General features: G+C 71.3%; 10 protein-coding genes. 7 read left to right on the top strand and 3 right to left on the bottom strand.

Annotation, left to right across the window (positions count from 1 at the left end):
• The first annotated feature begins 144 nt into the window (after positions 1-144).
• Genes K0V08_RS06825 through K0V08_RS06800 form a run of 6 tightly spaced genes read left to right on the top strand, consistent with a single transcriptional unit; the run spans position 145 to position 5,143 of the window.
• Positions 145-891, top strand: coding sequence for an HAD family hydrolase (locus K0V08_RS06825; protein ID WP_012038884.1), 747 nt, complete (start codon positions 145-147; stop codon positions 889-891).
• Complete coding sequence (phnD, locus tag K0V08_RS06820; RefSeq protein ID WP_012038883.1) at positions 888-1,865, top strand: phosphate/phosphite/phosphonate ABC transporter substrate-binding protein; 978 nt, start codon at positions 888-890, stop codon at positions 1,863-1,865. Before K0V08_RS06825 ends, phnD begins: the two co-directional genes overlap by 4 nt.
• A gap of 3 nt (positions 1,866-1,868) precedes the next feature.
• Entirely contained in the window at positions 1,869-2,690 is an 822-nt protein-coding gene (phnC, locus tag K0V08_RS06815; protein WP_012038882.1) for a phosphonate ABC transporter ATP-binding protein, read from the top strand.
• Entirely contained in the window at positions 2,687-3,481 is a 795-nt protein-coding gene (phnE, locus tag K0V08_RS06810; protein ID WP_012038881.1) for a phosphonate ABC transporter, permease protein PhnE, read from the top strand. Before phnC ends, phnE (K0V08_RS06810) begins: the two co-directional genes overlap by 4 nt.
• Entirely contained in the window at positions 3,478-4,284 is an 807-nt protein-coding gene (phnE, locus tag K0V08_RS06805) for a phosphonate ABC transporter, permease protein PhnE (RefSeq protein ID WP_012038880.1), read from the top strand. The genes phnE (K0V08_RS06810) and phnE (K0V08_RS06805) overlap by 4 nt, the downstream gene beginning before the upstream one ends.
• Entirely contained in the window at positions 4,271-5,143 is an 873-nt protein-coding gene (locus tag K0V08_RS06800) for a MurR/RpiR family transcriptional regulator (RefSeq protein ID WP_012038879.1), read from the top strand. The genes phnE (K0V08_RS06805) and K0V08_RS06800 overlap by 14 nt, the downstream gene beginning before the upstream one ends.
• 44 nt (positions 5,144-5,187) lie before the next feature.
• On the opposite strand, the gene K0V08_RS06795 is transcribed toward K0V08_RS06800, so the two are convergent.
• The 3 genes from K0V08_RS06795 to K0V08_RS06785 all read right to left on the bottom strand — a co-directional run bounded on the left by K0V08_RS06795 (position 5,188) and on the right by K0V08_RS06785 (position 8,138).
• Positions 5,188-6,786, bottom strand: coding sequence for a solute symporter family protein (locus K0V08_RS06795; RefSeq protein ID WP_172401805.1), 1,599 nt, complete (start codon positions 6,784-6,786; stop codon positions 5,188-5,190).
• Between the two features lie 20 nt (positions 6,787-6,806).
• Positions 6,807-7,214, bottom strand: a complete 408-nt coding sequence (locus tag K0V08_RS06790; protein ID WP_079534446.1) for a DUF485 domain-containing protein — start codon at positions 7,212-7,214, stop codon at positions 6,807-6,809.
• A gap of 108 nt (positions 7,215-7,322) precedes the next feature.
• On the bottom strand, positions 7,323-8,138 hold the full coding sequence (locus K0V08_RS06785) for a CPBP family intramembrane glutamic endopeptidase (protein WP_079534448.1): 816 nt from the start codon (positions 8,136-8,138) through the stop codon (positions 7,323-7,325).
• A gap of 289 nt (positions 8,139-8,427) precedes the next feature.
• Here K0V08_RS06785 and K0V08_RS06780 point away from each other — a divergent pair, with 289 nt between their 5' ends.
• Positions 8,428-10,263: an ABC transporter family substrate-binding protein gene (locus K0V08_RS06780; RefSeq protein ID WP_012038875.1), complete on the top strand. Its 1,836-nt coding sequence runs from the start codon at positions 8,428-8,430 to the stop codon at positions 10,261-10,263.
• Positions 10,264-10,373 lie beyond the last annotated feature (110 nt).

Genomic DNA, 10,373 nt, shown 5'->3' with positions numbered 1-10,373 from the left:
CGTCGCGTCCCGCCCGCGCGCGTTCACGTGCCGTTCACCGCAGCAGGGTCATTCCGTCGATGCGCGCTGCATATCGTGGACGCTGCGTCCACAGGATCCCGACGCGGGATCCCGAGGAACCGGGCGCGGAGACGAGCGCCACCCGTGAGCACCCCCGGCCGGACCATCGTGTTCGACTTCGACGGCACCGTCTCCCTCGGGGACGGACCCGTGCTCCGCTACGCCCACCACGTCGCCGAGACGCTGGCGGTCGACGCCCGCCAGGGGTTCGCCGACGCCGTCTCGGCGGGTCTCGGGCAGGTCGGCCGCGCCTCCGGGGCGGTCGACGGCTACGCGCTCGTGCAGGGCCTCGCCGCCGACCACGGGGTGCCGGCCCGGCTCCTGTCCGCCGCCTTCCTCGCGAGCCGCGCCGAGCTCGGCGGACCGCACGCCCCCGTCCGCCCGCCCGCCGGCCTCGCCTCCTTCCTCCGCGGCACGAGCGGTCGCGTCCGCCGCGTCCTCGTCACCAACTCGCCCGCCTGCCGGATCCCGGAGGCGCTCGCCGCCCTCGGCCTCGACGACGCATTCGACGAGGTCGTCACGGGTGCGGGCAAGCCCGCCGGGATGGACGCCGTCCTCGACCGCGTCGACCCGGGTCCTGCCGCGGGCCTCCCGGCCGCCCGGCTCCTCAGCGTCGGCGACCTCTGGGTCAACGACCTGGAGCCCGCCCACGCCCGCGGCTTCAGCACCGCGCTCGTCGGCCCCGGCTCGTCCGACGACGCCCGCCCCACCTTCCGCGCGGCCACCGTCGCCGACCTCTACGACGACATCGACGCCTGGCTCGACGCCGTCCCCTCCTCTCCTCCCGCCCCCACCTCCGCAGCTCCCCACGGAAAGCAGATGCACGCATGAAGAAGCCCGCCCTCCCGCTCCTCGCCATCGGAGCCGCCGCCGCCCTCGCGCTCACCGGCTGCTCCGCCGGCGCCGGTTCCGACGCGTCCGGCACGCCCGCGGCCGCCGCGGATCCCACCTCCCTCACGCTCGCGCTCGTCCCGTCGCAGGACCAGGACGGCCTCGTCGAGACCGCCGCGCCGCTCACCGACATGCTCACGAAGGCGCTCGGGATCCCCGTCACCGGCGTGGTCTCGAAGGACTACCAGGCCGCGGTCGAGGCGATGGGAGCGGACCAGGCCCAGATCGGCTTCCTCCCGTCGCTCCAGCTCTGGCAGGCGAGCGACATGTACAAGGCGAAGGTCGTGCTGCAGACCGAGCGCAACGGCAACATCACCTACCCCGCGCAGTTCATGACCAACGACCCCGACAAGTACTGCGACGACACCCCGGTCGAGCGCGACGGCATGCTCTTCTGCAACGGCGCCGACGCCCTCTCGGGTCCCCAGGGACTCGACTCCATCACGAAGGTGAAGGGCGCGAAGGTCGCCGTCCTCGGCCCGGGCTCGCCCGCCGGCTACATCTACCCGATGCTCGCGCTCAAGGACGCCGGGCTCGACATCGACTCCGACATCCAGCAGATCCCCGTCACGGCCAACGACGCCTCGGTGCTCGCGGTCTACAACGGGGACGCCGAGGTCGGCTTCAGCTTCTGGGATGCCCGCACCATCGTCGCCAAGGACAAGCCGGACGTGGGGCAGAAGGTCGTCGTCTTCGCCATGACGGACGAGATCCCGAACGACGGCGTCGCGGTCTCCGGCTCGCTCTCGCCGGAGCTGCAGGACAGGATCACGAAGGCGCTGGCCGACTACTCGGCCACGCCCGAGGGGTCAGCGGCCCTCACCGCCGTGTACTCCATCACCAAGCTCGCGCCCGCCGACCCGTCCTCGCTCGACGTCGTGGCCCGCGCGGCGCAGTCGCTCGGTCTGCAGTAGCCCATGCCCGCCACCCGCTCCTCCATGGAGGCCGACGCGCTCGCGCCGGCGTCCGCGCCGTGGGCCGTGCGCCTCGCCGGCGTCACGGTCAGGTACCCGAACGGCGTCGTCGCGCTCAAGGACGTCTCCCTCGACATCGCCGGCGGCGAGATGGTCTCCATCGTCGGCCTGTCCGGATCCGGAAAGTCGAGCCTCATCCGCACGATCAACGGCCTCGTCCCCGTGACCTCCGGCGAGGTCGAGGTCGGCGGCACGCGCGTCGACGGCCTCGCGGGCCGGCGGCTGCGCGCGCTCCGCGGCGACATCGGCATGGTCTTCCAGGGCTTCAACCTCGCGAAGCGCGCGAGCGTGCTCGACAACGTCCTCGTCGGCCGGCTCGCGCACACGCCGGGCTGGCGCACCTTCCTCGGGATGCACGCCGCCGCCGACCGGGAGATCGCGTTCCAGGCGCTCGAGAGCGTCGGGATCCTGCCGAAGGTGTGGGCGCGCGCCTCCACCCTCTCGGGCGGGCAGCAGCAGCGCGTCGCCATCGCGCGGGCGCTCGCCCAGCGGCCCCGGCTGGTCCTCGCCGACGAGCCCGTCGCAAGCCTCGACCCGCCGACCGCGCACGGCGTCATGGGCGACCTGCGTCGCATCAACCGCGAGCTCGGGATCACGGTGCTCACGAACCTGCACCTGCTCGACCTCGCGCGCGAGTACGGCCACCGCATGATCGGCCTGCGCGCCGGCGAGGTCGTCTACGACGGCCCCGCCGCGACCGCGGGCGACGACGTGTTCGAGGCGATCTACGGCCGGTCCATCCGACCCGAGGACACCCTCGGATGAGCGCCAGGGAGCTGCCGCCCCGGCCGGCCGGACGCTGGAAGCCGTGGCTGGCGCTCGCGGTGGTGCTCGCCATCACGGCGATCGCCATGAGCCCGCAGCTGGGCGTCGCGTTCGGGTTCGACGCCATCGCGCGCAACTGGCGGAACGGCGCGGACAAGCTCGTGCGGCTGGTCCAGCCCGACTGGGCGTTCTTCCCGCGCACGGTCGCGCCCATGCTCGAGACCCTCGCCATGGCCGTCGTCGCGACGGCCGCGGGCGCGGCGATCGCGCTGCCGCTCAGCCTCTGGGCCGCGCGGCTCACGAACCCGCACCCGGTCAGCCGCGGGATCCTCCGCGCGCTCCTCAACGTCGTGCGGGCAGTGCCCGAGCTGCTCTACGCGTCGCTGCTCGTCGCGATGGTGGGCGTCGGCGCGCTGCCGGGCATCATCGCGCTCGTCCTGTTCAACGTCGGCATCATCGTCAAGCTCGTCTCGGAGGCCATCGAGTCGAACGACGCCGGGCCGCTGGAGGCGGGTCGAGCGGCGGGCGGGACGCGCATGCAGGTCGACCGGGCCGTGGCGCTGCCGGACGTGATGCCCGGCTTCGTCGGCCAGACGCTCTACGTGCTCGAGCTCAACGTGCGCGCGTCCACCGTGCTCGGCCTCGTCGGCGCGGGCGGGATCGGCCTCCTCATCGACGCCGTGCGCACGTTCTACCGCTACGACCAGCTCGCGCTGATCGTGCTCGAGATCCTCGTGATCGTCATCGTCATCGACCTCGTCTCGAACGAGATCAGGAAGAGGATCGCATGAGCCTCGCCGTGCCCGTCCGCCCCCGCCATCCCGGTCGCGCGATCGCCGCGGCCGGCGTCACCGTCGTCGTGGTGGCCGCCTGCTGGTCGGCCGACATCGCGTGGGACCGCCTGGCCGACCTGCCCGCCGAGGTCGTCCGCTACCTCTGGCTGATGTTCTCCGCCCCCGACTGGTCGAAGCTGCCCGAGGCGCTGGCGCAGACGTGGATCTCGGTGCTCATGGCCTGGGTCGGCACCGTCATCGGCATCGTGATCTCGGTGCCGCTCGCGTTCGTCGCGGCCCGCGGCTTCGCGCCCGCGGCCGTGCGCTGGCCGCTGCGGATCCTGTTCTCCGCCATCCGCGCGGTGCCGGAGATCATCACCGCGATCATCATCCTGTCCGTCACCGGGCTCACGCCGCTCACGGGCGCCCTGGCGCTCGCCGTCTCGAGCGTCGGCACGCTCGGCAAGTGGGGGTACGAGTCCGTCGAGGGCGTGGACGGCGGCCCCCTCGAGGCCGTGCGCGCGGCCGGCGGCGGCGCATGGTCGCTCGTCCGCTGGGGCGTCTGGCCCCAGGCGAGCGGCGAGTTCCTCTCCTTCTGGCTGTACCGGTTCGAGATCAACGTGCGCGCGTCGGCCGTGCTCGGCCTCATCGGCGTCGGCGGGATCGGCGACATGCTCACCTCATACACTCAGTACCGGGAGTGGCCCACCGTCGGCGTGCTCCTCATCGTGGTCGTCGCCGTCACCATGTCGATCGACGCGATCTCCGGTGCCATCCGCCGCCGGATCACCGAGGGAGCCAGGGTCCGTGCAGTGGAGTGACGACGTCGGGCCCACCACGCGCATCGCGACCGTGGTCAACGCCCTGCAGCCCAGCGAGCGCCGGGTCGTGCAGCTCATCCTCGACGACACCGAGGGCGTGGTGGAGATCACCGCGCAGGAGCTCGCCGACCGCTCGGGCGTCGCCCGGTCGACCGTCGTGCGCTCCTGCCAGAGCCTCGGCTACCGGGGATACCCGCAGCTGCGCGTCGCGCTCACCCGGGAGCTGGCCCGCAGCTCGGCCCGCGCGTCGACGGCCGCGGGGGATGACGCCCACGGCCCCAGCGCCCTCGGCCGGATCCGCTCCGACCTCGACGCGCTCGCCGCCGCCCTGCCGCGCGTCGCGAGCGTCCTCACGGAGGCGGAGGTGGAGGACGCCGTCACGCGCGTCGTCGGCGCCCGCCGGCTCGTGATCGTCGCGAGCGGCCTGTCCTCGCCGCTCGCCCTCGACCTCTCGATGCGCCTCACCGCCGTCGGCCGACCGGCCGAGCACGTCGCCGACCCCATCGGCCAGCAGATCGCCGTCAGCCGGCTGGCCGCGGACGACGTGGTGCTGGTGATCAGCGGCAGCGGCGCCAACGAGCTGAGCCTGCGGGCCGCGCGCTCCGCCCGGGCCTCGGGCGCGGGGATCGTCGTGGTCACGTCGTTCGCGACCTCGCCCATCGGGGCCCTCGCCGACGTCGCGCTCGTCGTCGCGCCCGCGAAGGCGGGCTTCCGCCACGAGGTCGAGCACACCTCGCGCATCCCGCACGTGATCGTGCTGGAGTCGCTCGTGGAGATCGTCGCCGACCGCCTGGGCGAGGCCGCGGTCGACACCCGCGCGGGCGTCCTCGCGATCCTCAGCGACGCCCTCAGCGACTGACGCCGGCCCGGGCGCCCCGACGGGACGCCCGGACCGCCCGCCGCCTAGTGCTCCGTCGCCTTCTCGGCGCCGTGCCCGGTGAGCGACCTGACGTCCATCTCCGCCGCGACGAGCGGGTCCTCCTTGCGCGTGGAGGTCACCGTCCCGATCCAGCCGAGCAGGAACCCGACGGGGATCGACACGATCCCCGGGTTGCTCAGGGGGAACCACGAGAAGTCGGCCCCCGGGATCATCGACGTCTCCGCACCCGACACGACGGGCGAGAACGCGATCAGCACGAGCGCCGTCCCGAGCCCCCCGTACATGCTCAGCACCGCGCCCCGCGTGGAGAACCGCCGCCAGTAGAGGGAGTACAGGATGGTCGGCAGGTTCGCGCTCGCGGCCACCGCGAACGCGAGCGCCACGAGGAACGCGACGTTCTGCCCGTTGGCGCCGATGCCCGCGATGATCGAGACGATGCCGATCACGACGACTGTGATCCGCGCGACCCGCACCTCGCCGTTGGCCGAGACCTGCCCCTTCTTGATGACGCTGCCGTACACGTCGTGCGCGAAGGACGCCGCCGCCGTGATGGTGAGACCCGCGACCACCGCCAGGATCGTGGCGAACGCGACCGCCGCGATGATCCCGAGCAGGATCGGCCCGCCGAGCTCGAGCGCCAGCAGGGGAGCGGCGGAGTTCACGCCGCCGGGCGCCGCGAGGATCCGCTCGCTCCCGAGCAGCGCGCCCGCGCCGTACCCGAGCACCAGGGTGAAGAGGTAGAAGATCCCGATGAGCCAGATCGCCCAGACGACGCTGCGACGCGCCTCCTTCGCGGTCGGCACCGTGTAGAAGCGCATGAGCACGTGGGGGAGCCCCGCCGTCCCGAGCACCAGCGCGAGCGCGAGCGACAGGAAGTCGAGCTTCGTGATGCCCGTGGCCCCGTACTGGTTGCCGGGCTCCAGCACGGGCTTGTCCGCGGCCGCCGCCGCGGCGCCGAGCAGCTCCGAGATGTTGAAGCCGTGGATCGCCAGCACCCACACGGTCATGACCGCGGCGCCCGCGATGAGCAGGCACGCCTTGATGATCTGCACCCAGGTCGTGCCCTTCATCCCGCCCACGAGCACGTAGACGATCATCAGCGCGCCCACGACGGCGATCACGAGCGACTGCCCGAGCCGGTCGTCGATCCCGAGCAGCAGCGAGACCAGGCCGCCCGCGCCCGCCATCTGCGCGAGCAGGTAGAAGAAGCAGACCGCGAGCGTCGTGGTCGCCGCCGCGAGACGCACCGGCCGCTGCTTCAGGCGGAAGCTCAGCACGTCGGCCATCGTGAACTTGCCCGTGTTGCGCATGAGCTCCGCCACGAGCAGCAGCGCGACGAGCCACGCGACCAGGAACCCGATCGAGTAGAGGAACCCGTCGTACCCGTTGATGGCGATGGCGCCGACGATCCCGAGGAACGACGCCGCGGAGAGGTAGTCGCCCGCGATGGCGGTGCCGTTCTGCGGTCCGGTGAACGAGCGGCCGGCCGCGTAGTAGTCCGCGGCGGTCGAGTTGTTCCGGCTCGCGCGGAACACGATCACGAGCGTGATGACCACGAACGCCCCGAAGATCGAGATGTTGAGGACGGGATCGCCCGTGTCGGTCGTGGGCGTCGTCGCCATGAGGGCCGTGCCCGGCGCGATCACCGTCGGCCGCCCTTCCGGCGCCGCGGCGGCGTGGATCCGCGCGGCCCGTCGAGCGCGACGCGCTCCCGCTCCTCCAGGTCGGCGCGGATCTCCGCGGCGATCGGATCGAACCGCGAGTTCGCGCGGCTCACGTACCAGGTGGTGATCGCGAAGGTCGTCACGAACTGCCCGAGTCCGAGCAGGATCCCGAGGTTCACGTTGCCGATGACGGGCGTGGACATGAACTCGTGCGCGTAGTCCGAGAGCAGGACGAACGCGAAGTACCAGACGAGGAAGGCGACGGCCAGCGGGAAGACGAAGCTGCGGTGCTCGCGCTTCAGCTCGCGGAACCGGGCCGAGTCCTCGACCTCCAGGTAGTCGATGGCCAGCCGGGGGTCCCCGGACGGATGAGCGGCGTCGCCCATGAGATCTCCTCGAGATTCGGCCGCACATCGTCGTGCGGCGCTCCCAGGTTAGGCACAGGTGCGGGTGATGCGCCAGGCCCGCGCCCCCGGTCGGCGCGCGGACGCCTGTCAGCCGAACAGCCCGGGCAGCAGCGCGAGCGCGACCGGGTAGCCCACGAAGCTCACGACGTCGAGGATCAGGTGCGCCACCACGAGCGGCGCGGTGCGGCCGAAGCGCACGTAGCACCAGCCGAACACCACCCCCATCGCCACGTTCCCGAGGAAGGGTCCGTACCCCTGGTAGAGGTGGTAGCTCCCGCGCAGCACGGCCGCCGACAGGATGATGCTCCACGCACCCAGCCGCCCGTGCCCCCAGCCGAGCTCGCGCAGCCGCGTGAAGAGGTAGCCGACGACGATCACCTCCTCCTGCAGCGCGGCGCGGAGGGCCACGAGCAGGAGCACCGGCACGGTCCACCAGTACGAGTCGAGCGCGGTCGGCACCACGTCCACGGTGATCCCGAGGGCCCGGCCCGCGAAGTACAGCCCGAGCCCGGGCACTCCGATGAGCGCCGCCAGCCCGAACCCGGCGGCGACGTCGCGCCCCGGACGCGCGAGGTCGAGCCCGATCCGTCGCAAGGCGCTCCGCCCCGGCTGCCACAGCAGGAAGAGCACGAGGACCACGGGCACCAGGGCGGTGGCGATGTCGAGCAGCTGGTACAGCAGATCGAACGCCTGCCGGTCGTTGAGGCTCCGGTTGATGGTGGCGCTCTGCGACCCGAGGGCCTCCGGACGCGTGGACAGGTCGACGATCCGGAGCACCGAGTAGACGGCGCTCGCCCCCAGCGAGAGCCCGAGCACGATCGCGATCTCCCACCGCAGCCGCGTCCGCATGGCGCGCCGCAGCGGCGGTCGGGGAGCGCGGGCGAGGGCGGGAGCGTCGGGCACGGGCCGATCCTAGGCGCGGGATGCCGAACCGCCGTCAGCGGACCGGACGTGGCCGGTGAGGGCTCTGACGACGCGATCCGTCGCCACGGGCGGCAGGAACGCGCGATCCCCGCCGTCGAGACGCACGGATCCGGAGCCCGACGCGCGGATCCGCGCGTCCGCGTTACCGGTGTGTAACGTTTGGGCCCAGTTTTTGCAAAGACTCCCAGCCGTACCTAGGGTCATTCTTATCTGCGCGGTCGACCGCACGCACGGTGGGTCCGCGCCATTCCCATGCACAGGAGGAACCTTGAAAATCAGACGCCTTGCAGCGGCTGGTGCCGTCATCGTCTCCGGTGCCCTCGTCCTCAGCGGCTGCTCTGCGCCCGCTCAGGAGTCCGAGGTCATCGCCGGCACTGAGATCACCGTGGCCTGGAACGACCCGTTCCTCGAGTACAACAACCTGTCGGCTACCGGCAACGCGAGCGCCAACACGAACATCGTGTACCTGACGAACCGGGCGTTCAACTACTACGACGACGGCCCCTCGCTGCAGAAGGACACGGACTTCGGCACGTACGAGAAGGTCTCCGACGACCCGCTCGTCGTGAAGTTCACGATCAACGAGGGCGTCAAGTGGAGCGACGGCACCCCCGTCGACGCCGCCGACATGCTTCTCAACTGGGCCGCGAACACGACGAACGTGAACACGACCGAGGACGTGACGACGAACGACGACGGCACGGTCACCACCGGCGACGACCAGGTGTTCTTCAACTCGGGCGCCATCGCGAACGCCCGCCTCGGCCTGGTCACCAAGACCCCCGAGATCGGCGACGACGGCCGCAGCCTCACCTACACGTACGACCAGCCGTACGTCGACTGGGAGGTCGCGACCGGCAACGGCGTCGGCGTCTCCGCGCACGGCACCACGCAGCTCGCGTTCCCCGACGAGAACCTCTCGCCCGAGGACGCCAAGAAGAAGCTCATCACGGCGATCCAGGACAAGGACGCCAGCGTCCTCGCCCCGGTCTCCAAGGTCTGGAACGACGGCTACCGCTACTCGGACATGCCGACGGAGGCCCAGAAGACCCTGAGCGACGGCGCGTACACGATCACCGACCTCAAGGCCGACCAGTACATCACCCTGACGGCCAATCCCGAGTACACCGGCGACAAGAAGCCGAAGTACGAGAAGATCACGGTCCGCTTCATCGCGGACCCGCAGGCCCAGATCCAGGCCCTCTCCAACGGCGAGGTCCAGATCGCGTCGGGTCAGCCCACGGCCGACCTCCTCCAGCAGGTCCAGGGACTCAGCGGCATCGAGTACAAGGGCCAGTCCGAGGGCACGTACGAGCACGTCGACCTCCAGGTCACCAACGGCGGCCCGTTCGACCCCGCGAAGTACGGCGGCGACGCCGAGAAGGCCAAGCTCGTCCGTCAGGCGTTCTTCAAGACGCTGCCGCGCGAAGAGATCCTCGACAAGCTGATCAAGCCCCTCCAGGAGGACGCGGAGCTCCGCAACTCGAACGTCTTCGTGCCCGGCACGCCGAACTACGAGGCGTCCGTCGAGAAGAACGGCTACAAGGACCAGGCGGTCGACATCGACGGCGCCAAGGCGGACCTCGCCCAGGCCGGCGTCACGGGCACGATCGACGCCCGCGTCATCTACGGCCAGGGCAACACGCGCCGTCAGCAGGAGTTCGAGCTCATGCGCCAGTCCGCGGCGCTGGCCGGGATCAACCTCATCGACGTGAACAGCGCCACATGGGGTGCCGACCTCTCCAGCAAGACCGGGTCGTACGACATCGCCCTCTTCGGGTGGCAGTCCACGAGCCTCGCGGTCGGCGAGTCCGGCCCGAACTACCAGACCGGCGGCATCAACAACTACTACGGCTGGTCCGACCCCGAGATCGACGACCTGTTCAAGCAGCTGGACACGGAGACCGACACGGACAAGCAGCGCGACCTGCTCATCCAGGCCGAGACCCTGATCCAGCAGCAGGGGTGGACGACGCCGATCTTCCAGTTCCCGGGACTCACCGCCTGGAGCGACACCGTGTCGGGCGTCAAGCCCGCGTTCCTCTCGCCCAACTGGTTCTGGAACTACTGGGATTGGGCTCCGGCCCAGGCAGCCGCGCAGTAGCGCGACAGCAGTGAGCGCCGTCCCCTGAACGGGAGGGTGCGAGGGTGCCGAGGTCTTCTGGCTTCGGCACCCTCTCCATGTCCGTTGCCGATTCGTGATCCGCGGATCCG

Source organism: Clavibacter michiganensis, assembly GCF_021216655.1.
Classification (GTDB): domain Bacteria; phylum Actinomycetota; class Actinomycetes; order Actinomycetales; family Microbacteriaceae; genus Clavibacter; species Clavibacter michiganensis.
The sequence above is the reverse complement of the archived record's forward strand: the minus strand, read 5'-3'. Positions and strand labels throughout refer to the sequence as shown.

Bases quoted from the DNA above. Each gene is read 5' to 3' on its own strand.
- phnD (WP_012038883.1), top strand. From the start codon at position 888: ATGAAGAAGCCCGCCCTCCCGCTCCTCGCCATCGGAGCCGCCGCCGCC.
- phnE (WP_012038880.1), top strand. From the start codon at position 3,478: ATGAGCCTCGCCGTGCCCGTCCGCCCCCGCCATCCCGGTCGCGCGATC.
- K0V08_RS06795 (WP_172401805.1), bottom strand. From the start codon at position 6,786: ATGGCGACGACGCCCACGACCGACACGGGCGATCCCGTCCTCAACATC.
- phnC (WP_012038882.1), top strand. From the start codon at position 1,869: ATGCCCGCCACCCGCTCCTCCATGGAGGCCGACGCGCTCGCGCCGGCG.
- phnE (WP_012038881.1), top strand. From the start codon at position 2,687: ATGAGCGCCAGGGAGCTGCCGCCCCGGCCGGCCGGACGCTGGAAGCCG.
- K0V08_RS06790 (WP_079534446.1), bottom strand. From the start codon at position 7,214: ATGGGCGACGCCGCTCATCCGTCCGGGGACCCCCGGCTGGCCATCGAC.